This is a genomic window from Pseudomonas sp. GQ91 (assembly GCF_059758795.1).
Window position 1 is genome coordinate 38,180 of sequence record NZ_JCAXED010000007.1, and the last position, 19,513, is coordinate 57,692.

The 19,513-nt window shown below is 61.4% G+C and carries 22 protein-coding genes; 9 read left to right on the top strand and 13 right to left on the bottom strand.

Features of this window, described 5'->3' with window-relative positions:
• Window positions 1-19 precede the first annotated feature (19 nt).
• Complete coding sequence (locus AC6CIA_RS12155; RefSeq protein WP_498312276.1) at window positions 20-874, top strand: sulfurtransferase; 855 nt, start codon at window positions 20-22, stop codon at window positions 872-874.
• A gap of 319 nt (window positions 875-1,193) precedes the next feature.
• On the opposite strand, the gene AC6CIA_RS12160 is transcribed toward AC6CIA_RS12155, so the two are convergent.
• From AC6CIA_RS12160 to AC6CIA_RS12175, 4 genes are read right to left on the bottom strand one after another with little or no spacing between them, the layout of a single operon-like run.
• The gene (locus AC6CIA_RS12160; protein ID WP_498312278.1) at window positions 1,194-2,228 is read right to left on the bottom strand and encodes a hydrolase; all 1,035 of its coding nucleotides are present in this window, start codon (window positions 2,226-2,228) and stop codon (window positions 1,194-1,196) included.
• Window positions 2,229-2,261: 33 nt separating this feature from the next.
• On the bottom strand, window positions 2,262-2,867 hold the full coding sequence (gene rsmD / locus AC6CIA_RS12165) for a 16S rRNA (guanine(966)-N(2))-methyltransferase RsmD (protein ID WP_339527977.1): 606 nt from the start codon (window positions 2,865-2,867) through the stop codon (window positions 2,262-2,264).
• Window positions 2,867-4,357: a M16 family metallopeptidase gene (locus AC6CIA_RS12170; protein ID WP_498312280.1), complete on the bottom strand. Its 1,491-nt coding sequence runs from the start codon at window positions 4,355-4,357 to the stop codon at window positions 2,867-2,869. The genes rsmD and AC6CIA_RS12170 overlap by 1 nt, the downstream gene beginning before the upstream one ends.
• Entirely contained in the window at window positions 4,350-5,705 is a 1,356-nt protein-coding gene (locus tag AC6CIA_RS12175; RefSeq protein ID WP_498312282.1) for a M16 family metallopeptidase, read from the bottom strand. Before AC6CIA_RS12175 ends, AC6CIA_RS12170 begins: the two co-directional genes overlap by 8 nt.
• 341 nt (window positions 5,706-6,046) lie before the next feature.
• Here AC6CIA_RS12175 and ftsY point away from each other — a divergent pair, with 341 nt between their 5' ends.
• From ftsY to rpoH, 4 genes are all read left to right on the top strand, one after another.
• On the top strand, window positions 6,047-7,474 hold the full coding sequence (gene ftsY / locus AC6CIA_RS12180) for a signal recognition particle-docking protein FtsY (RefSeq protein WP_498312284.1): 1,428 nt from the start codon (window positions 6,047-6,049) through the stop codon (window positions 7,472-7,474).
• Complete coding sequence (gene ftsE / locus AC6CIA_RS12185; protein WP_017476533.1) at window positions 7,471-8,142, top strand: cell division ATP-binding protein FtsE; 672 nt, start codon at window positions 7,471-7,473, stop codon at window positions 8,140-8,142. Before ftsY ends, ftsE begins: the two co-directional genes overlap by 4 nt.
• Window positions 8,139-9,161 carry a permease-like cell division protein FtsX gene (gene ftsX / locus AC6CIA_RS12190; protein WP_498312286.1) on the top strand — a complete coding sequence of 341 codons (1,023 nt, stop codon included), beginning with the start codon at window positions 8,139-8,141 and terminating at the stop codon, window positions 9,159-9,161. The genes ftsE and ftsX overlap by 4 nt, the downstream gene beginning before the upstream one ends.
• A gap of 130 nt (window positions 9,162-9,291) precedes the next feature.
• Entirely contained in the window at window positions 9,292-10,146 is an 855-nt protein-coding gene (gene rpoH, locus AC6CIA_RS12195; protein ID WP_003176698.1) for an RNA polymerase sigma factor RpoH, read from the top strand.
• Window positions 10,147-10,277: 131 nt separating this feature from the next.
• Here rpoH and mtgA read toward each other — a convergent pair whose 3' ends face one another.
• Window positions 10,278-11,000, bottom strand: a complete 723-nt coding sequence (gene mtgA / locus AC6CIA_RS12200; RefSeq protein ID WP_498312288.1) for a monofunctional biosynthetic peptidoglycan transglycosylase — start codon at window positions 10,998-11,000, stop codon at window positions 10,278-10,280.
• Between the two features lie 74 nt (window positions 11,001-11,074).
• Here mtgA and AC6CIA_RS12205 point away from each other — a divergent pair, with 74 nt between their 5' ends.
• The 4 genes from AC6CIA_RS12205 to trmB all read left to right on the top strand — a co-directional run bounded on the left by AC6CIA_RS12205 (window position 11,075) and on the right by trmB (window position 13,334).
• Complete coding sequence (locus AC6CIA_RS12205; RefSeq protein WP_498312290.1) at window positions 11,075-11,455, top strand: DUF423 domain-containing protein; 381 nt, start codon at window positions 11,075-11,077, stop codon at window positions 11,453-11,455.
• Window positions 11,456-11,526: 71 nt separating this feature from the next.
• Window positions 11,527-11,727, top strand: a complete 201-nt coding sequence (thiS, locus tag AC6CIA_RS12210) for a sulfur carrier protein ThiS (protein WP_498312292.1) — start codon at window positions 11,527-11,529, stop codon at window positions 11,725-11,727.
• A 77-nt stretch (window positions 11,728-11,804) separates the two neighbouring features.
• Complete coding sequence (locus AC6CIA_RS12215) at window positions 11,805-12,599, top strand: thiazole synthase (protein ID WP_017845016.1); 795 nt, start codon at window positions 11,805-11,807, stop codon at window positions 12,597-12,599.
• 9 nt (window positions 12,600-12,608) lie between these two features.
• The gene (gene trmB, locus AC6CIA_RS12220) at window positions 12,609-13,334 is read left to right on the top strand and encodes a tRNA (guanosine(46)-N7)-methyltransferase TrmB (RefSeq protein WP_498312294.1); all 726 of its coding nucleotides are present in this window, start codon (window positions 12,609-12,611) and stop codon (window positions 13,332-13,334) included.
• 177 nt (window positions 13,335-13,511) lie between these two features.
• Here the strand turns inward: trmB and AC6CIA_RS12225 are convergent, their stop codons facing one another.
• The 8 genes from AC6CIA_RS12225 to proC form a co-directional block, all read right to left on the bottom strand.
• Complete coding sequence (locus AC6CIA_RS12225; RefSeq protein ID WP_029300493.1) at window positions 13,512-13,835, bottom strand: DUF3392 domain-containing protein; 324 nt, start codon at window positions 13,833-13,835, stop codon at window positions 13,512-13,514.
• An 18-nt stretch (window positions 13,836-13,853) separates the two neighbouring features.
• The gene (gene hemW / locus AC6CIA_RS12230; protein WP_498312296.1) at window positions 13,854-15,056 is read right to left on the bottom strand and encodes a radical SAM family heme chaperone HemW; all 1,203 of its coding nucleotides are present in this window, start codon (window positions 15,054-15,056) and stop codon (window positions 13,854-13,856) included.
• Entirely contained in the window at window positions 15,053-15,646 is a 594-nt protein-coding gene (gene rdgB, locus AC6CIA_RS12235; protein WP_498312298.1) for an RdgB/HAM1 family non-canonical purine NTP pyrophosphatase, read from the bottom strand. Before rdgB ends, hemW begins: the two co-directional genes overlap by 4 nt.
• A complete protein-coding gene (locus AC6CIA_RS12240; protein ID WP_339528001.1) occupies window positions 15,643-16,080 on the bottom strand; it encodes a DUF4426 domain-containing protein in 438 nt (145 codons plus the stop codon). The genes rdgB and AC6CIA_RS12240 overlap by 4 nt, the downstream gene beginning before the upstream one ends.
• A 21-nt stretch (window positions 16,081-16,101) precedes the next feature.
• Window positions 16,102-16,722: a methionine biosynthesis protein MetW gene (metW, locus tag AC6CIA_RS12245; RefSeq protein ID WP_498312300.1), complete on the bottom strand. Its 621-nt coding sequence runs from the start codon at window positions 16,720-16,722 to the stop codon at window positions 16,102-16,104.
• 7 nt (window positions 16,723-16,729) lie between these two features.
• On the bottom strand, window positions 16,730-17,869 hold the full coding sequence (gene metX, locus AC6CIA_RS12250; RefSeq protein WP_498312302.1) for a homoserine O-succinyltransferase MetX: 1,140 nt from the start codon (window positions 17,867-17,869) through the stop codon (window positions 16,730-16,732).
• Between the two features lie 224 nt (window positions 17,870-18,093).
• Window positions 18,094-18,684, bottom strand: a complete 591-nt coding sequence (locus tag AC6CIA_RS12255; RefSeq protein WP_339528007.1) for a YggT family protein — start codon at window positions 18,682-18,684, stop codon at window positions 18,094-18,096.
• Window positions 18,685-18,693: 9 nt separating this feature from the next.
• Window positions 18,694-19,512: a pyrroline-5-carboxylate reductase gene (proC, locus tag AC6CIA_RS12260; protein WP_498312304.1), complete on the bottom strand. Its 819-nt coding sequence runs from the start codon at window positions 19,510-19,512 to the stop codon at window positions 18,694-18,696.
• Window position 19,513 lies beyond the last annotated feature (1 nt).

The window sequence follows — 19,513 nt, forward strand, 5'->3', positions numbered from 1 at the left end:
GTATTGTCAGGAGTCTGTTATGCCGCTTGCGCAACTGATCAGCCCGCAACAATTGGCCGAGCGCCAGAAGCAGGGGGCTTTAGTCATTCTCGATTGCCGCTTTGCCCTGGAAGACCCGGACTACGGACGTTGCAGCTATGCCGAAGGGCATATCGAAGGCGCGCAATACGCTGATCTGGAGCGCCACCTCAGTGGCCCGGTGAGCAAGGGCGTGACCGGTCGTCATCCGCTGCCGGCACCGGCCACGTGGGTCGCACAGTTGCAGGCCTGGGGCATTGGCAGCGATAGCGAAATCGTGTTGTATGACGATGGTCCCGGTGCCTATGCCGCCCGTGCCTGGTGGCTGCTGGCGTGGCTGGGCAAGCGTGACGCTGTGTTTATCCTCGATGGCGGCCTGAAAGCCTGGCACGCCGCGGGTTTTCCGCTGAGTCTGGATGCGCCGCAGGTCGAGCCGGGAACGTTTGCGGGTACGCCGGACAGCCGCATGCTGCTGGACGCCGAACACCTGCAAAAACGTCTCGGACAGCCGGGCCTGACCCTCATTGACGCCCGCGCCCTGCCGCGTTTTCGCGGTGAAGTGGAACCTATCGATCCGGTTGCGGGGCATATTCCCGGCGCGCAGTGTGCGGCGTTCAGTGAAAACCTGGGCAGTGATGGCCGCTTCTTGCCGGCTGAACAGCTCAAGCAGCGTTTCGCTGCCCAGCTGCAAGACCGTTCGCCGGATGAGTTGGTGGCGTATTGCGGCTCCGGGGTGACGGCGTGCCACAACCTGTTTGCGTTGTGCCTGGCAGGTTATCCGTTGGGCAAGTTGTATGCGGGGTCGTGGAGCGAGTGGATTACCGACCCGGCGCGAGCTATTGCGACTGGCGATTGAGGTGCCTCCTATCTGAAACGCCCGTAGAGTGTAAGTCGAGCAAGCGCCAGTCTCGACATAAGTTACCCCGTAGCAGCTGTCGAGCCCCAGCGAGCATAGGTATCTACACAACTTTGCCTCAACGCTTAAATCCCGGCAGATAGGACTGTTGTGGCGAGCGGGCTTGTCCCGCGTTGGGCTGCGAAGCAGCCCCAGTAAGCCGAATGCGGTGTATCAGATACTTCATAGCAGCTGGTTTGGGGGCAGCTTCGCAGCCCAACGCGGGACAAGCCCGCTCGCCACAGGGACATTCGTCAGTTTCTGAAAGTTGTGTAGATACCTATGCCCAGCGAGGCTGCGTCTGCGGTGTTGTTGCGTGCTGGTTGTGGCGTGCCAGCAGCCATTGCGGGATCCGCCGCTCCAGGTAGTAACCGGGCTGGCGCAGCGTGCCATCGACAAATCCCACATGCCCGCCCTTGGCCGTCAGCTCGAACTCGGTGCACGCCGACAGCTCGCAGGCGTCCGGCAAGCTGTGGGCAAACACGAACGGATCATCGGCGGCGTGGATAATCAGGCTAGGCGTGCGAATGTCGCCCAGGAAGTAACGGCTGGATGCCCGGCGGTAGTAGTCCTCGGCGCTCAGGTAACCATGCAGCGGCGCGGTGACCCGGCCATCGAAGTCCCAGAACGTGCGCATTTTTTCCAGTGAACCCAGCGACTCCAGGGTTTTCAGCCCGTCCGCGCGGCCATCCTGCAGGAATTGACGTTGTTTGACGCGGATGTAGGCGAGCATTTCGCGCATGAAGTGCTTCTGATAAACCCGCGAAAAGCCCAGGCCGATACGGTCGGCGCACTGGTCCAGGCGAAACGGCACCGACACCGCCGCCGCCGCTTGTAAGCCGCAGGCTTCGCCGGTCTCCCCCAAATGCTTGAGCAATACATTGCCCCCCAGCGAATAGCCCACCGCATACAAAGGCGCCAACGGCCGTTTGGCGCGCAGGTGGGCAATGGCCTGCGCCAGGTCTTCGCTGGCACCGGAGTGATAGCTGCGTGCCAACAGATTCGGCTCACCCGAGCAGCCACGCCAGTTCAGTGCCACGCTGGCCCAGCCTTGCGCCGCGAGGGCTTTTTGCAGGCCGACGACATAAGGTGAATTGGACGAACCGGTCAGCCCGTGCAGCACCAGCACCAGCGGGGTCTGCGCGTCATGCGGGCCGTGCCAGTCGAGATCGAGAAAGTCGCCGTCATCCAGCCACAGTCGCTCGCGCAGGCGTTCGATGTGAGTGGTCTTGCGCCACAGCGGTCCCCACAGCGTTTGCAGGTGCGGATTGCCGAGACCGAAGGCGGGGGTGAAGCGGCTGGAAGAAGGGGTCATAAACACCGATCACTGTGGCAGCGAGGGGAGCGCCTACACCGTACGTTGCCACAACGCGTAATACACTCGCCCGGATTTCTGTTCCCGGTGCAGGCGCCAGTTCGCGGGCAGGCCCAGCGATGACGGCGCGGTTTCGCTCTCGGTGTAGATCCAGGCGTCATCGGCCAGCCACTGACGTTCCTCGAGCAGGGCGCAAACGTTTGGCAACAGGTTCTGATTGAACGGCGGGTCGAGGAACACCACGTCGTATGCACTGGCCGGTTGGGTTTCCAGATAGCGCAAAGCGTCGGCGGTCTGTACCTGGCCGGTGGTGCAACGCAGCGTGCCCAAGTGTTCACGCAGGCTGGAAACCGCGACATTGCTGGCATCCAGCGCCTGGCCCACGGCCGCGCCACGGGACAGGGCCTCGAGGAACAGCGCGCCGCTGCCGGCGAACGGATCGAGTACCTTGGCCCCGGCAATGTACGGCGCGAGCCAGTTGAACAAGGTCTCGCGGACCCGGTCCGGCGTCGGACGCAGGCCCACGACATCGGGGAAGCTCAGCTTGCGGCTGCGCCATTCGCCGCCAATGATGCGCAGTTGACCCACGCCATTGTGCACGTTGTGGACAGGTTTTTTGGGACGCGATGGACTAGCCATTAATGCTCCGGAACCCCGAGCGGCTGCTCGGCAGGTTTATCAGTGGGTGGCGGTAGTGGCTTTTGCGCGGTGGTCGGACCGGCGGTCACGATCACCATCTTATCGCTGCTCAGGTGTTTGTTCAGCGCCGCCTTGACTTGCTCCACCGTCAGCGCCTGGGACTGCTTCATGAAGTCTTCCAGGTAATTGAGCGGCAGGTCATAGAAACCCATGGCGCCCAGTTGCCCGACGATATCGGCGTTGCTGGCCGTGGACAGCGGGAAGCTGCCGGCGAGTTCACGCTTGGCGTCGTCCAGCTCTTTCTGGGTCGGGCCGGTCTTGAGGTAGTCGGCCAGCACTTGCTCCACCAGGCGCAAGGTGCCGCCGCTCATTTCGGCGCGGGTCTGCAGATTGATCATGAACGGACCACGCACCTGCATCGGCGAGAAGCCGGAGTAGACGCCGTAGGTCAGGCCGCGCTTTTCGCGGACTTCGCTCATCAAGCGGGTACCGAATCCGCCGCCGCCGAGAATCTGGTTGCCCAGCGACAGGGCCGCGTAGTCCGGGTCGGCACGGTCGATGCCGAGTTGGGCGAACAGCAGGTGTGTCTGCTTGGACGGAAACTCGATATGGCCGATGCTGGGTGCAGGCTCGACCGGCTGGGCGATCTTCGCCAGCGCCGGGCCCTTGGGCAGCGAAGCGGACACCTTGGCGGCCATGGCTTCGGCATCGGCACGGGACAAGTCACCCACCAGGGCAATCACGGCGTTGCCGGCGGCATACGCCTTGGCGTGGAATGCCCTCAACTGCGCAAGCGTAATGGCCGGCACGCTCTCGGGTGTGCCTTCGCTCGGATGGGCGTAAGGGTGATCGCCATACAGCCGCTTGAACAGTTCAATGCTCGCCAGTTTGCCGGGGTTCTGTTTCTGATACTCGAAGCCGGCCAGCAGTTGGTTCTTGATCCGCGCCAGGGAATCGGCGGGGAAAGTGGGTTGGCCGATCACCTGGTCAAACAGCGCCAGCGCAGCGTCGCGCTTGTCGACAGCGCTGAGGCTGCGCAGTGAAACCAGGGCCATGTCGCGATAGGCGCCATTGCCGAAATCGGCGCCGAGGCCTTCGAAACCGGCCGCAATCTGCCCGACATCCTTGCCCGGCACGCCCTCGTTGAGCATCGCATTGGTCAGCAGCGCCAGGCCTGGCGTGTCGCCGTCCTGGCTGCTGCCGGCGGCGAACAGGAGGCGCATGTCGAACATCGGCAATTCGTGGGCTTCGACGAACAGCACCTTGGCGCCCTCGGCGGTGTTCCAGGTTTGTACGTTGAGCGTGCGGTTGGTCGGGTTCTTGCCGTCCAACTCCGCCAGGGACTGCAGGGTGTTGGCGGACTTGGCCTGATCCAGCGCCTGACTGGCGACGGAAGCGTCCGGCCGGCCTATATACACCGCGACTGCGGCGACCAGCGTGACAACGATCAGGCCGGGAAGCACCAGGCGGTTACGTGTGCGATCACTCATGAGCGGTCTCCTCGGGCAGGACATGGGCGACGCTGAGACGTTCGCGGGTGAAATAGGTACGCGCGGCTTTCTGGATATCCTCCGGGGTCACGCTCTGCAGCTCGGCGAGTTCGGTGTCCATGAGTTTCCAGGACAGGCCGACAGTCTCCAGCGAGCCAATCGCCGTGGCCTGACTGGTAATGGAGTCGCGCTCGTAGACCACGCCGGCGATTACCTGGGCGCGGATGCGTTCCAGTTCCTCGGCCGTCGGCGGCTTGTCCTTGAGTTCGTCCAGCAGGCGCCACAGCCCGGCTTCGGCCTGGGCGACGGTCTTGTTCTTCTGCTGGTTGGGCGTGGCGCTGAGGGTAAACAGGCTGTCGCCACGGGTGTAGGCGTCATAATCGGTCGAGGCGCCGGACACCAGTTCTTCACCGCGCTCCAGCTGGGTCGGGATGCGGGCGCTATAGCCACCGTCCAGCAGCGCCGAAATCAGGCGCAAGGCATTGACCGAGCGTTTGTCTTCAGTGGTGGCCAGGCTTGGCACGTTGAAACCCAGCAGCACGCTCGGCAGTTGGGTTTGCACATGCAGGGTCAACAGGCGCTCGCCCGGCTCGGCCAGTTCCAGCGGTTTTTTCGCTGGCGGCACGTCACGCTTGGGGATCGGACCGAAATAACGTTGGGCAAGGGTCTTGACCTCGTCCGGCGTCACGTCGCCGACCACCACCAGCGTGGCATTGTTCGGTGCGTACCAGGATTGGTACCAGTGACGCAGTTCTTCGATCTTCATGCGTTCCAGGTCCGCCATCCAGCCAATGGTCGGCGTGTGGTAGCCGCTGGCCGGGTACGCCATGGCCTTGAAACGCTCGAAGGCTTTGGACATCGGGTTATCGTCGGTGCGCAGGCGGCGCTCTTCCTTGATCACCTCGATTTCACGGCTGAACTCGTCGGCCGGCAGGCGCAGGGTGGCCATGCGATCGGCTTCCAGTTCCAGCGCAACGCCAAGGCGGTCGCGGGCCAGGACCTGGTAATACGCCGTGTAGTCATCACTGGTGAAGGCGTTCTCTTCGGCGCCGAGGTCACGCAGGATCAACGAAGCTTCGCCGGGGCCGGTCTTGGAGCTGCCTTTGAACATCATGTGTTCCAGGGCATGGGACAAACCGGTCTGGCCGGGTGTTTCGTAGCTGGAGCCGACCTTGTACCAGACCTGCGACACCACCACCGGCGCGCGATGGTCTTCGCGCACGACGACCTTGAGGCCGTTGTCCAGGGTGAATTCGTGGGTGGGTTGTGGATCAGCGGCCAAGGCTGAAAGGGGCAGACAAACTGTGCTGAGCAGCAGGCCAGCGGCGCGGCGGGCTAGAGCATTCATTCGTTTTTAAACCTGTTGAGCTGCCCGCGTGGTCTTAGCGTCGGCGGGCGAGGAGGTGCTAGGATACTGATCCGAATTAACCGCGGCCACTGCGGCTGTCAGGTCAATTCGAATCGAGTTGCAGGAATTGTGAGATTTGCCTTGGGTTTCCCCGAATATCTTTCATTTTTCGCCGATTTTATCGCTTCAATCCTACTTTGAATCGATTTGTTGAGGTTGGATTAACGCCTCACACCAGGTTGCGCATGAACAAGCTGGCTAAAAAACAGTCTGTTGCGCATCGAATATTATTTACCGAGGCGCCACCTGGGCGCGTCGCTACCTTGAGATAGCCGTCCTCCATGTTTGGTTCCAACGACGACAAGAAGACCCCAGCTGCGGCTGGCGAGAAAAAAGGCCTGTTCGGATGGCTGCGCAAAAAGCCGCAGGAAACCGTCGTCGAACAGCCACCTATCCAACCTGAATCGATTCCTCAACCGACCGTCGCGTCGGAGCCGGTGGTCGAGGTGCCGGAGCCGGTGGTGCTGCCTATCGCTGAACCGGTGTTGCAACCGGTGGTTGAGGCCGATCCTGCTCCAGAGCCAGAACACCAGCCTTGGCCGCCATTGCCGGTCGCCGAAGAGCCCGTGGCGTTGGTTGAAGATGTGCAGGCCGCACACGTGGCGCCGCCGATTCCGGCCATTGTCGAGCCCGTACCCGTAGCGCTTGAGTCGCCGCCGGCCGTCGAAGCCCCTGCGCCCTTGGCCGTCGAGCCTGTTCCTGTGGTGGCCGCCGCGCCGGCTGTTATCGAGCCGGCAGCGGACCTCGAGCCGGTCGCGGCCGCGACTGAAACCGGCAAGACCGGCTTTTTCGCCCGCCTGAAGCAAGGTTTGAGCAAAACCAGCGCAAGCATTGGCGAAGGCATGGCCAGCCTGTTCCTGGGCAAGAAAATCATTGATGACGAGCTGCTGGAAGACATCGAAACCCGTCTGCTGACGGCTGACGTAGGCGTCGAAGCCACGGCGGTGATCATCCAGAGCCTGACCCAGAAGGTTGCCCGCAAGCAGTTGACCGACGCCGATGCGCTCTACACGTCGCTGCAGGCCGAGTTGGCTGCGATGCTCAAGCCGGTGGAAGCGCCCCTGGTCATCAATGCGCAGAACAAGCCTTTCGTGATTCTGGTGGTGGGCGTGAATGGCGCCGGCAAGACCACGACCATTGGCAAGTTGGCCAAGAAGCTGCAGTTGGAAGGCAAGAAAGTCATGCTCGCCGCCGGCGACACTTTCCGGGCCGCAGCGGTTGAGCAGTTGCAGGTCTGGGGCGAGCGCAACAAGATCCCGGTGATTGCCCAACACACGGGCGCCGATTCGGCGTCGGTGATTTTCGATGCGGTGCAGGCTGCCAAGGCTCGTAACATCGATGTGTTGATCGCCGACACCGCAGGTCGCCTGCACACCAAAGACAACCTGATGGAAGAATTGAAGAAAGTGCGCCGGGTCATCGGCAAGCTGGACGCCGATGCGCCGCACGAGGTCCTGCTGGTGCTGGACGCCGGTACAGGTCAGAACGCCATCAGCCAGGCCAAGCAATTCAACCAAACGGTGCAACTGACCGGCCTGGCGTTGACTAAGCTCGATGGCACGGCCAAGGGCGGGGTGATTTTTGCCTTGGCCAAACAATTCGGGTTGCCGATTCGTTATATCGGTGTCGGTGAAGGCATCGATGATCTGCGCACATTTGAAGCCGAACCCTTTGTCCAGGCACTGTTTGCCGAGCGGGAGCGTTCATGATTCGTTTCGAGCAGGTGGGAAAACGCTACGCCAATGGGCACGTTGGCTTGCATGAGCTGAGTTTCAGAGTGCGGCGTGGCGAGTTCTTGTTTGTAACCGGCCACTCCGGCGCCGGTAAAAGTACTTTATTGCGCTTGTTGCTGGCGATGGAACGTCCGACCACCGGCAAGCTGCTGCTGGCGGGCCAGGACCTGGCTACCATCAGCAATGCGCAGATCCCGTTCCTGCGTCGCCAGATTGGCGTAGTGTTCCAGAATCACCAGCTGTTGTTCGATCGCACGGTGTTCAACAATATCGCCTTGCCGTTGCAGATTCTTGGTCTGTCCAAGGCGGAAATCATCAAGCGCGTGGACTCGGCCCTGGAGCGCGTGGCGCTGTCGGACAAGACCGACTTGTACCCGGGCGACCTGTCTACCGGCCAGCAACAGCGCGTCGGGATTGCCCGTGCGATTGTCCACCGCCCGGCCTTGCTGCTGGCGGACGAACCGACCGGTAACCTCGATCCGCGCCTGGCGGCGGAAATCATGGGGGTTTTCGAAGATATCAACCGTCTGGGCACCAGCGTGCTGATTGCCAGTCACGACCTGGCGCTGATCGCGCGCATGCGCCACCGCATGCTGACCCTGCAACGTGGCCGCCTGATCGGTGACGGGGAGGCTGGCGTATGAGTGCGACACGCAGCCCCAAGGTCTCCGAGCGCGTGGCGCCGAAACCGGCCGATCCGCAGCCGCAGAAAAAGAAACGCGACGACGATGAAGGTCCGGACTTCAGCACTTTGCTCCATGCCTGGATCGAAAGTCATCGCGCCAGCCTGCTCGACAGCCTGCGGCGCCTGGGCAAGCAACCGATCGGCAGCTTTTTCACCTGCCTGGTGATGGCCGTGGCACTGAGCCTGCCGATGGGGCTTTCGCTGCTGCTGAATAATGTCGAGCGCCTCGGCGGCTCCTGGCAGCGTGCGGCGCAGATTTCCCTGTACCTGCAACTGGACGCCAGTGCCAGCGAAGGCGAAGCCTTGCGCGAGCAGATCAGCAATCTGCCGGGTGTGGCGCAGGCCGAGTACATCAGCCGTGAGCAGGCGCTGGAAGAGTTCCAGCAGCAATCAGGCCTGGGCGAGGCGCTTAAAGAGTTGCCGCAAAACCCGCTGCCCGGCGTGGTGCTGGTCACGCCGAATGAGGTCGACAAGCAGGCGCTTGAAGCCTTAAGGCAAAAACTCGCCGAATTGCCCAAGGTGCAACAGGCGCAACTTGACCTGGTCTGGGTCGAGCGCCTGGCGGCGATTCTCAAGCTGGGCGACCGGTTTGTCTTCGGCCTGACGGTGCTGCTGGTGTCTGCATTACTTTTGGTGATAGGCAATACCATTCGTCTTCATATTGAAAACCGTCGCACCGAGATAGAAGTGATTAAACTGGTCGGCGGCACGGACAGCTATGTGCGTCGTCCTTTTCTGTATATGGGCGCGTTATATGGCTTTGGAGCCGGGATTCTGTCCTGGGGCGTATTGGCGTTTGGCCTGGATTGGCTGAACGACGCGGTCGTCGGCCTGGCGGGTTTGTATGGCAGTGATTTTGCCTTGGCCGGTGTGCCGGTAGCCGATGGTCTGTCGCTCTTGCTTGGCGCGGTGCTGTTGGGGTATATCGGTGCATGGATTGCGGTGGCACGGCATTTACGTGAGCTGGCGCCGAAGTAGTTAATGTCAGATTAATGTGGTTTTGCTTGTATTGGCCGTATTCGTAATTTAGGGAACTTGTCCTACGGTTCCCCGGTCAATTTTCGCAGTGCTGAACTGCACGAGTTATGTGAGTCGGAGGTTTATTCGTATGACCACTTCTTTGCAACCTGCTTATGCTCTGGTCCCGGGTGCAAACCTGGAAGCCTATGTGCATACGGTTAACAGCATTCCCTTGCTGACGCCCGAGCAGGAGCGTGAACTGGCCGAGAGTCTCTACTATGAGCAGGATTTGGGGGCGGCTCGGCAGATGGTGCTCGCCCACCTGCGTTTTGTCGTACATATCGCCCGTAGCTATTCCGGCTACGGTCTGGCTCAGGCTGACCTGATCCAGGAAGGCAACGTCGGCCTGATGAAGGCTGTAAAGCGCTTCAACCCGGAAATGGGCGTGCGCCTGGTTTCGTTCGCCGTGCATTGGATCAAGGCGGAAATTCACGAGTTCATCCTGCGCAATTGGCGCATTGTGAAAGTCGCGACGACCAAGGCCCAGCGCAAGCTGTTCTTCAACCTGCGCAGCCAGAAGAAACGTCTGGCGTGGCTGAACAACGAGGAAGTCCACCGTGTGGCGGAGAGCCTCGGTGTAGAGCCACGTGAAGTGCGCGAGATGGAAAGCCGCCTGACCGGCCATGACATGGCGTTCGATCCGGCCGCGGAAGCGGACGACGACAGTGCTTTCCAATCGCCGGCCAATTACCTGGAAGACCACCGGTATGACCCGGCGCGCCAACTGGAAGATGCCGACTGGAGCGACAACTCCAATCACAATCTGCACGAAGCGCTGGAAGTGCTGGACGACCGCAGCCGTGACATCCTCTACCAGCGTTGGCTGGCGGAAGAAAAAGCCACGCTGCACGACCTGGCGCAGAAGTACAACGTGTCGGCCGAGCGTATTCGCCAGCTTGAGAAAAGCGCGATGAATAAGCTCAAGCTGTCGATCGCCGCCTAACCAGCAACGCGATCACACGATGTAGTGTGGGAGCGGGCTTGCTCGCGATAGCGTTAGATCAGACGCCGCAAATAGTGACTGATCTAACGCTATCGCGAGCAAGCCCGCTCCCACAGTTGTTTTGGGGCGTGTCAGTCAGCCCAAGGGGCTTTTCGGGAGTTGTTCAACTCCGCCAAATAACCTGTCCCACCCAACTGACTCATCTGCTGGCGAATCCACGCCGCCCGCCGTGCTACATACGCCGTCGGATGACTGGCGCTCCATACCCGCGGATTAGGCAACACCGCCGCCAGGTAACTGGCCTGCCGAAGACTCAGGGCCTTGGCGCCTACACCAAAGTGATGCCGTGCGGCCGCTTGCGCACCAAACACGCCGTCGTCCCATTCGACGCTATTGAGGTACACCTCAAGAATTCGCTGCTTGGGCCAAAGCACTTCGATCAGCCCGGTAAACCACGCTTCCAGGCCTTTTCGCAACCAGCTGCGGCCCGACCACAGGAATAGATTCTTCGACACTTGCTGGCTCAGCGTACTGGCGCCACGCAGTGATCCGCCACGCTCGTTATGCAGTAAGGCGGCCTGGATCGCGCCGAAATCAAAGCCCCAATGTTGCGGGAAACGTTGGTCTTCGCCCGCCATGACCGCCAATTTCAGGTTGTCGGAAATTTCATTCCACGGCACCCAACTACGTTGCAGGTCAATGGGCTCGCCATCGACCCAGGATTCGATCTTGCGCTCGACCATCAGCGCAGTCCCCGGGGGCGGCACCACGCGAAACAGCAGCACCAGCAAGATGCTGGCGATGACGAACCATTTCACGGCTTTGAGAACACGACTGAAGAGAAAACGCAGCATAGAGATGGCTTGGCCGAACCCGTTGAGCGGGCCATTATACAGACCCTGCCCGATGAGTCTGACTGGAGTTCCTCATGCTGCGTGGCTTTCTGATGCTGGCTGCCTTTTTCGGTTTCACGGGTGTCGCCCTTGGCGCCTTCGCCGCCCACGGCCTGAAAAACCGTCTGGGCGCCGACTACCTGGCGATTTTTCATACCGGCGTCACCTATCAACTGGTGCATGCGCTGGCGCTGTTTGGCGTGGCGTTACTGGCCGCGCATCTTCCCGGGCGTCTGGTGATGTGGGCGGGCGCTGCGTTTGCCGTGGGTATCCTGCTGTTCTCCGGCAGCCTCTATGTGCTGACGATGACCGGCATTACCAAACTCGGGATAATCACCCCGTTTGGTGGCATGGCCTTCCTGCTTGGGTGGTTATTTCTGGGGCTGGCCGCGTGGCGCTTGCCACTGACCGCTTGACGCTTGTAGCTGACCTTTAGGTCCCAATCGGGCTAGAATACTGGCCCCTAAAAACGATGGCGGCCCGTTGCATGCGCATTCAGTTGAACGGCGAATCCTTTGAACTGCCCGACGGTGAAACCGTTGCGGCCCTGTTGACCCGTCTGGAGCTGACCGGACGTCGCGTTGCAGTGGAACTGAATCAGGATATCGTTGCGCGTAGCCAGCATGCCGACACCGCCCTCGCCGAGGGCGATCAGGTCGAGGTGGTCCACGCCATCGGCGGCGGCTAGTCGTTCTTCCGGCGCCCGCGCCACGCTCTTATGTGGCCCCGAATACTGCAGAACCTCATCCCAACAGAGGATTTCCCATGAGCATCGTTCGTAGCGACAAGCCCTTCGTCCTGGCCGGTCGTACCTACCAGTCGCGTTTGCTGGTAGGCACCGGCAAGTACCGCGACATGGAAGAAACCCGCCTGGCCATCGAAGCCTCTGGCGCCGAGATCGTGACGGTGGCCGTGCGTCGTACCAATATCGGCCAGAACCCGGGCGAACCGAACCTGCTGGATATCCTGCCGCCAGACCGCTACACCATCTTGCCGAACACCGCCGGTTGCTACGACGCCATTGAAGCCGTACGCACCTGCCGCCTGGCGCGCGAACTGCTCGACGGCCACAACCTGGTCAAACTGGAAGTCCTGGCCGACCAGAAAACCCTCTTTCCCAACGTGATCGAAACCCTCAAGGCCGCAGAAACGCTGGTCAAGGAAGGTTTCGACGTGATGGTTTATACCAGCGATGACCCGATCATCGCCCGTCAATTGGCCGAGATCGGCTGCATTGCCGTGATGCCGCTGGCCGGTTTGATCGGTACAGGCCTGGGGATCTGCAACCCCTACAACCTGCAGATCATTCTCGAAGAAGCGAAGATTCCGGTACTGGTGGACGCCGGTGTCGGGACTGCTTCCGATGCCACCATCGCCATGGAACTGGGTTGCGAAGCGGTACTGATGAATTCGGCGATCGCCAACGCGCAACAGCCGATCATGATGGCCGAAGCCATGAAACACGCGATTGTCGCCGGGCGCCTGGCCTACCTTGCCGGGCGCATGCCGAAAAAACTTTACGCCAGCGCCTCCTCGCCGCTGGATGGTCTGATCAAGTAAGAGCCATTGATGACTGAATCAAACGAAACACCGAGCACCGTGGAAGAAGGCGACGCGTCCAAGCACCGCCGGATCAAGAGCTTCGTGATGCGCGCCGGACGCATGACCGAAGGCCAGCAGAAAGGCCTGGAGCAGGGCGCACCGCTGTTCGTGCTGCCGCTGGCCGACACGCCGGTGGATTTCGACCAGGTGTTTGGTCGTTCGGCTCCACGCTCGCTGGAAATCGGCTTCGGCATGGGCCATTCCCTGCTGGAAATGGCTGCCGCCGCGCCGGAGCAGGACTTTATCGGTGTGGAAGTGCATCGCCCGGGCGTCGGTGCGCTGCTCAACGGTGTGTTGACCCAGGGCCTGAAAAACCTGCGGGTCTACGATTGCGATGCCATTGAAGTGCTCAACCGCTGCATCGCCGACAACAGCCTCGACCGCCTGATGCTGTTCTTTCCTGACCCATGGCACAAAGCTCGTCACCACAAGCGTCGCATCGTCCAGGCTTCGTTCGCGGAGCTGGTGCGCAGCAAGCTCAAGGTCGGCGGCGTCCTGCACATGGCCACCGACTGGGAACCCTACGCGGAATATATGCTGGAAGTGATGAACGTCGCTCCCGGCTATCGCAACCTGGCCGAAGACGGCAAATGCGTGCCACGCCCGGCCGAACGCCCGATCACCAAGTTCGAGCGTCGCGGCGAGCGACTGGGGCATGGCGTCTGGGATTTGAAGTTCGAGAAGCTGGCGTAAGCCGCTACCCCACTCGAAACGCGCGCTCGGAACGCACTCAACGGATGTGATCAACTGTAGGCGCGAGCTTGCTCGCGAAAAACGCACGGCCGACGCGGACTTTCTGATAACGCTGCGTTGTCGTTGTGGTTCTTCGCGAGCAAGCTCGCTCCTACAGTTGTTTTGTGGCGGGGGTGATCAGCGACGGTCGGCCACGACGCCGATCAACACCAGCACCACCAGCAATACCGGCGCCAGGCTGTAGTTATTGAATTGGCTCAAGCCGCGAACAATCCAGGGTGTGGCGTAGATCAGCGCGGCGCCGCTGCCGATCATGCACAGCAGGGCCATCAATGGGACGCGCAAGGCGCCGGCGATGTTGCCCAGGCGCGCTTCGACCCAGCCCTTGATGTCAGCGCCGAACAGCACCAGCAGACAGCCGACAAGAGCCAGGGAGATTTCCGACAGATTACTGCGGCTCCAGCGGGATACGGTGGCGAGCAGGTCGAGTACCAGATCCATTCGATTTCCTTAGAGCGGTCAGCTCAAAAACTTCTGCAGCAGGTCATTGAGAAAGAGTTGTCCACGGTCGGTGGCCGCCAAGCGTGACGGTTCGACCTGCATTAAGCCACTTTGTTCTGCCGCTCGGCGAGCGTCATCCAGGCTGGCCAGCTGCAGACCGGTACGTTCGGCATAGAGTTTGGCCTCGACGCCGTCGGTGAGGCGCAGGGCGTTCATCAGGAACTCGAAAGGCAGCTCTTCGTTAGTCAGTGCTTTCGCCCCAGCCTGGAAGTCTTTTGCCGGGTTGAGGTAGTCCTTCGGCGCGCGGGTTTTCCAGGTGCGCACAATGCGTCCGTCCGGATGGCTCAGCTTGCCGTGGGCACCGGCACCGATACCGATAAAGTCGCCGAAGCTCCAGTAATTCAGGTTGTGCCGTGCTGCCCGGCCGGGTTGGGCGTAGGCCGAGACTTCGTACTGGGCGTAACCGTGTTCGGCGAGCAGCGCCTGGCCGGCTTCCTGGATATCCCACAAGGTGTCGTCTTCCGGAAGCTCAGGCGGCTGGTTCCAGAACACGGTATTGGGTTCCAGAGTCAGTTGGTACCACGACAAATGGGTCGGCTTGAGGGCGATAGCCTGGCGCAGATCGTCGAGGGCATCCTCCAGGGACTGGTCGGGCAAGCCATGCATCAGGTCCAGGTTGAAATTGTCGAACCCGGCCTGACGCGCCATGCCCGCCGCGCGCACCGCTTCGTCGCCGTTGTGGATACGGCCCAACGCCTTGAGCTTTTCTTGCTGGAAACTCTGGATGCCGATGGACAGACGATTGATCCCCAGCGCGCGGTAGGCGACGAACTTCTCTTGTTCGAAGGTGCCGGGGTTGGCTTCCAGGGTGATCTCGATGTCGCGGGCGAAGCGGATACGCTGCTCCACGCCCTCCAATAGCCGACCCAATGCTGCCGCACTGAACAGGCTCGGGGTGCCGCCGCCGAAGAAGATCGAGCTCAACTCGCGGCCGTAGACCGCGTGCAGGTCCTGATCGAGGTCGGCCAGCAACGCATCGACATAGTCTTCCTCCGGCAGCACCGGGCTGGCGCTGTGGGAGTTGAAGTCGCAATACGGGCATTTGCGCACGCACCACGGGATGTGGATATACAGCGCCAGGGGCGGCAGGTGAGGCAGGGCCGCCCGAGGTGTCTGCGCGCCGCCGTGGATCAGCGGCAGCGCCGGGGTGTCGTGGGTCATTTCAGGCCCAGGCGCTGGCGCAGCAAAACCATGGCGCGGGCGCGGTGGCTGATCTGGTTTTTGTCGGCCGGGCTCAGCTCGGCGCTGGAGACATTGCGCTCTGGCACCCAGAACAGCGGGTCGTAGCCGAAACCCTGTTCACCGCTGGCCGCATGCAGGATGCGCCCGTGCCACAAGCCTTCGCAAAGGATCGGCAATGGGTCATCAGCGTGACGCACCAGGGCCAGCACGCAGACGAATTGCGCACCGCGCTCGGCGTCCGGCACGTCCTTGAGGGCGTCCAGCAGCTTGGCGTTGTTCGCCGCGTCACCTTTGCCGTCGGCATAACGCGCCGAATAGATGCCCGGCGCACCGCCGAGGAAATCCACGGCCAGGCCCGAATCGTCGGCCAAGGCCGGCAAGCCGGAAATGCGCGCCGCATTGCGTGCCTTGAGGATCGCGTTCTCGACAAACGACAAGCCGGTTTCTTCCGGCTCGACCTGACTGAATTCGCCAATCGAGCGCAGTTGTACCGAGGCCCCAAGCATGGCCTGGAGTTCTTTGAGTTTGCCGGCGTTATGGCTGGCCAGTACGAGTTGGGTCAGGTTCATTTTTCGGTCGGAAACAGTTCTTGGCTGAAACTGAAACCATGGGCCTTGCCGCCGGTTTCAACGTTGATGGTGAACACTCGGACTTCTTGTTGCGGCACTGAATAGGGCGCGATGTAGTAGGTCGCGCCTTTTTCGTTGATCTGCTTGAACGTCAGCATTTCACTCTTGCCGGTCAGGTCCTTGATGGAGCCGGTCACTTGCGCCGCCACCGGCTCGACGCCCTTGATCACCGACACATTGATCAGGCCCTTGTTCTTGCTACGCACCACGCCGATGGCCTGGGCGGTTTCGGGCTGCAGGTAGGTGGTGCTCAGGGTGCTGTAATGCACGGTGATATCACCAAACGCCTTCTGGCGATTGCTGTCGATGACATCGGCGGCCATGGCGTTGGCGCCCAGGCACGCGGTAAGTAGAAAAACAGCCAGGCGACTCATGATCGTCCCTCTTGAAAATGATTAGACGGCAATCTGGTGGTCGGTCAGGCCCGGGCTGCTGACCCGGTAGATACCGATTTCGCCCAACAGATTAGGCCATAGCTTACTCGCCCAGCCGTGGCGGTGCTGTTGATCGACGGCCAGGCGGTCGAGCACTTTGGCTTTACGTTCACCGCACAGCGCTTCGAAGTCTTCGAAGGTGCAGAAGTGAATGTTCGGCGTGTTGTACCACGTGTACGGCAGGAAATCCGAGACCGGCATCCGGCCCTTGGTAGCCAGGTACCAGCGGCAGCGCCAATGGCCGAAGTTGGGGAAGGTGATGATGCACTGGCGGCCGACCCGCAACATTTCGTCGAGGATCCGGTCGGGATAGTGCACAGCCTGCAGGGCCTGGGTCATCACCACGATATCGAAGCTGTTACTGGCGAAGTTGCCCAGGCCCTTGTCCAGGTCCTGCTCGATCACGTTGATGCCCTTGGCCACGCACTGGGCAATGTTGTCCGCATCGTTTTCCAGGCCATAACCGGTGACTTGCTTGTTGTCGCGCAACCAGCTCAGCAGTTCGCCATCGCCGCACCCCAGGTCGAGCACGCGGCTGCCAGCAGGGATCCAGTCTTGGATGATTTCCAGGTCGGCTCTCATGGCGTTCTCACAAAGTTATGCGGTTCATGTAGTTACTGAAGGCCTGCAAATAGCGCGGGATCGGAATCAGGAAGGCGTCGTGGCCTTGCGGAGCATCGATCTCCAGGTAGCAAACGTCTTTCTTCGCCGCCATCAGCGCATCCACCAGTTCCCGGGAGCGGGCCGGGGAGAAGCGCCAGTCAGTGGTGAACGACATCACGCAGAACTTGGCGGTGGCGCCTGCGAAGGTTTTCGCCAGGTCATTGTCGAAACTCGCCGCCGGGTCGAAGTAGTCCAGGGCCTTGGTCATCAGCAAATAGGTATTGGCGTCGAAGCGCCCGGAAAACTCTTCGCCCTGATAACGCAGGTAGCTTTCGACCTGGAATTCGACGCTGTGGAAGTCGTAGTTGAGCTTCTCGCTCTTGAGTCCACGGCCGAATTTCTCGCCCATGGAGTCGTCCGACAGGTAGGTGATGTGCCCGACCATGCGCGCCAGCATCAGCCCGCGCTTGGGGATCACGCCCTGTTCCTGGAACGAGCCGCCGTGGAACTCGGGATCGGTGAGGATCGCCTGGCGCGCCACTTCGTTGAACGCGATGTTCTGCGCCGACAACTTGGGGGCCGAGGCAATGGCCAGGCAATGGCGCACGCGGTCCGGGTAGGTGATGGTCCATTGCAGCGCCTGCATGCCGCCCAGGCTGCCGCCGATCACTGCGGCCCATTGGCTGACGCCCAGCTTGTCGGCAAGACGCGCCTGGCTGTGGACCCAGTCTTCCACGGTCAGCACCGGGAAATCGGCGCCAAAAGGCTTGCCGGTTTCCGGGTTGAGGCTGCTGGGGCCGGTGGAACCGTTGCAACCGCCAAGGTTGTTCAGGCTGACCACAAAGAACGTGTTGGTGTCGATGGGTTTGCCGGGGCCGATGCAACTGTCCCACCAGCCGGGTTTGCGCTCGTCGACATTGTGGTAGCCGGCGGCGTGATGATGGCCGGACAGGGCGTGGCAAATCAGCACGGCATTGCTCGCCGTGGCGTTCAGCTCACCGTAGGTTTCGTAAATCAGGTCATAGGCTGGCAGCGAACGGCCGCAGGCCAAGGCCAGCGGTTCACTGAAGTGCGCCACGTGCGGCACGACCAGTCCAACAGAATCGGGGGGAAAGGCAGCTGGCATCGACCCTGCTCTCATTTAAATGAGGCGTAAGTCTAAAGACCGGGGGGGCAAGCGGCAAGCGAAGGCCGGCATGGATTCAACTCAATACGCAGTTACAAAATGTGGGAGCGGCGGTGCGACGATTCGACTGGCTCGCGATAGCGATGGATCAGTCGATTGAGATGTCGACTGATCCATCGCTATCGCGAGCAAGCCCGCTCCCACATTTTGGGTCGGTGTTGGGTTTAGATCAGCAGGCGCAGGATGTCCGGCATCATGGTCATCGCCGCCAGGTTGTTGATTACCAGCATATCCAGGAGCTTGAGCACCATGAACGCGAGGATTGGCGAGATATCCAGCCCGCCCAGGTTCGGCAGGATCTTGCGGAACGGCGCCAGCACCGGCTCGCAGATCTGGTTGACCAGTTCCGCCCCAGGGTTATGGCTACCCGGTGCGACCCACGACAGGATCACGCTGATGATCAGGGCGAAGAAGAAAATCTTCAGGAACAGCGCGGTCACGCCGATGATGGCCCAGACCAGCAATTGCAGGAAATTGCCGATAAAGCCGTACGTCAGCAACAAGGTCAGGGCCATCAGCGCCAGTTGCACCAGGATCGCCAGCACCAGCGACGACATGTCCAGGCCGAACACGCTCGGGATTACCCGGCGCAATGGCTTGAGCAGCGGCTGAGTGGCCTTCACGGCGAATTGGCAGAGCGGGTTGTAGAAGTTGGCGCGTACCAATTGCAGGACAAAGCGCAACAGCACGATCAGCAGGTAGAGGCTGCCGAGGGTTTGCAGCACGTAGACGGCTGCGGTGTTCAAACCAATCATGTTGGCTCCTTATTGACCCAGTTGTTCGGCCAGTTCGGCCGAGCGGTGCGCGGCGGCACCCAGTGCTTTTTCCACCAGGGCTTCAAAGCCCCCGGCCTGGAATGATTCGATGGCGGCCTGCGTGGTGCCGCCGGGGGAGGTCACGCGGCGGCGCAGCTCGGCGGCATCCACATCGCTGGACACGGCCATGTGCGCGGCGCCCAGCGCGGTTTGCGCGGCCAACTGCGCGGCGACAGCCTGGGGTAGGCCAAGCTTCACGCCGGCGGCGGTCATGGCTTCGATCAGCAGGAAGAAATAGGCCGGGCCGCTGCCGGAAACGGCGGTCACCGCGTCCAGTTGTTGCTCCTCTTCCAGCCACACAGCGATGCCCACGGCGGACAACAGCTCCTGGGCCTGGTCACGCTGTTCGGCGCTGACCTCAGCCGTGGCGTACAGGCCGCTTACCCCTTGGCGCACCAGCGATGGCGTATTCGGCATGCACCGCACGATTGGCTGGGCGCCCAGCCAGTTCTTCAAACTGGCGCAGTTGATGCCGGCCGCGATGGAAACCAGCAGTTGATCGGGCTTGAGGCTCGGGCGCAGGGTTTCACACACGGCTTTCATGGCTTGTGGCTTGACCGCCAGCACAATCACGTTGGCGTCCTGGATGGCCTCGGCGTTGTCGGCAAAGGTCTCGATACCGTGTTCAGTGCTCACACGGGTGCGGCTCTCGGCACCCGGATCGCTGGCGCAAATCTGCGCAGCGTCCAGACCCTTGGCCCGCAGCCCGCCGATCAGGCTGGTCGCCATGTTCCCGGCGCCGATAAAGGCAATACGCGTGTTGCTCATG

Bases quoted from the DNA above. Each gene is read 5' to 3' on its own strand.
- rdgB (WP_498312298.1), bottom strand. From the start codon at position 15,646: ATGAACCTGACCCAACTCGTACTGGCCAGCCATAACGCCGGCAAACTC.
- trmB (WP_498312294.1), top strand. From the start codon at position 12,609: ATGACTGAATCAAACGAAACACCGAGCACCGTGGAAGAAGGCGACGCG.
- AC6CIA_RS12240 (WP_339528001.1), bottom strand. From the start codon at position 16,080: ATGAGTCGCCTGGCTGTTTTTCTACTTACCGCGTGCCTGGGCGCCAAC.
- AC6CIA_RS12170 (WP_498312280.1), bottom strand. From the start codon at position 4,357: ATGAGTGATCGCACACGTAACCGCCTGGTGCTTCCCGGCCTGATCGTT.
- AC6CIA_RS12155 (WP_498312276.1), top strand. From the start codon at position 20: ATGCCGCTTGCGCAACTGATCAGCCCGCAACAATTGGCCGAGCGCCAG.
- rpoH (WP_003176698.1), top strand. From the start codon at position 9,292: ATGACCACTTCTTTGCAACCTGCTTATGCTCTGGTCCCGGGTGCAAAC.
- ftsX (WP_498312286.1), top strand. From the start codon at position 8,139: ATGAGTGCGACACGCAGCCCCAAGGTCTCCGAGCGCGTGGCGCCGAAA.
- proC (WP_498312304.1), bottom strand. From the start codon at position 19,512: ATGAGCAACACGCGTATTGCCTTTATCGGCGCCGGGAACATGGCGACC.
- AC6CIA_RS12205 (WP_498312290.1), top strand. From the start codon at position 11,075: ATGCTGCGTGGCTTTCTGATGCTGGCTGCCTTTTTCGGTTTCACGGGT.
- rsmD (WP_339527977.1), bottom strand. From the start codon at position 2,867: ATGGCTAGTCCATCGCGTCCCAAAAAACCTGTCCACAACGTGCACAAT.
- mtgA (WP_498312288.1), bottom strand. From the start codon at position 11,000: ATGCTGCGTTTTCTCTTCAGTCGTGTTCTCAAAGCCGTGAAATGGTTC.
- AC6CIA_RS12160 (WP_498312278.1), bottom strand. From the start codon at position 2,228: ATGACCCCTTCTTCCAGCCGCTTCACCCCCGCCTTCGGTCTCGGCAAT.
- AC6CIA_RS12255 (WP_339528007.1), bottom strand. From the start codon at position 18,684: ATGATTGGTTTGAACACCGCAGCCGTCTACGTGCTGCAAACCCTCGGC.
- metW (WP_498312300.1), bottom strand. From the start codon at position 16,722: ATGAGAGCCGACCTGGAAATCATCCAAGACTGGATCCCTGCTGGCAGC.
- AC6CIA_RS12225 (WP_029300493.1), bottom strand. From the start codon at position 13,835: ATGGATCTGGTACTCGACCTGCTCGCCACCGTATCCCGCTGGAGCCGC.
- metX (WP_498312302.1), bottom strand. From the start codon at position 17,869: ATGCCAGCTGCCTTTCCCCCCGATTCTGTTGGACTGGTCGTGCCGCAC.
- ftsE (WP_017476533.1), top strand. From the start codon at position 7,471: ATGATTCGTTTCGAGCAGGTGGGAAAACGCTACGCCAATGGGCACGTT.
- hemW (WP_498312296.1), bottom strand. From the start codon at position 15,056: ATGACCCACGACACCCCGGCGCTGCCGCTGATCCACGGCGGCGCGCAG.
- thiS (WP_498312292.1), top strand. From the start codon at position 11,527: ATGCGCATTCAGTTGAACGGCGAATCCTTTGAACTGCCCGACGGTGAA.
- ftsY (WP_498312284.1), top strand. From the start codon at position 6,047: ATGTTTGGTTCCAACGACGACAAGAAGACCCCAGCTGCGGCTGGCGAG.
- AC6CIA_RS12215 (WP_017845016.1), top strand. From the start codon at position 11,805: ATGAGCATCGTTCGTAGCGACAAGCCCTTCGTCCTGGCCGGTCGTACC.
- AC6CIA_RS12175 (WP_498312282.1), bottom strand. From the start codon at position 5,705: ATGAATGCTCTAGCCCGCCGCGCCGCTGGCCTGCTGCTCAGCACAGTT.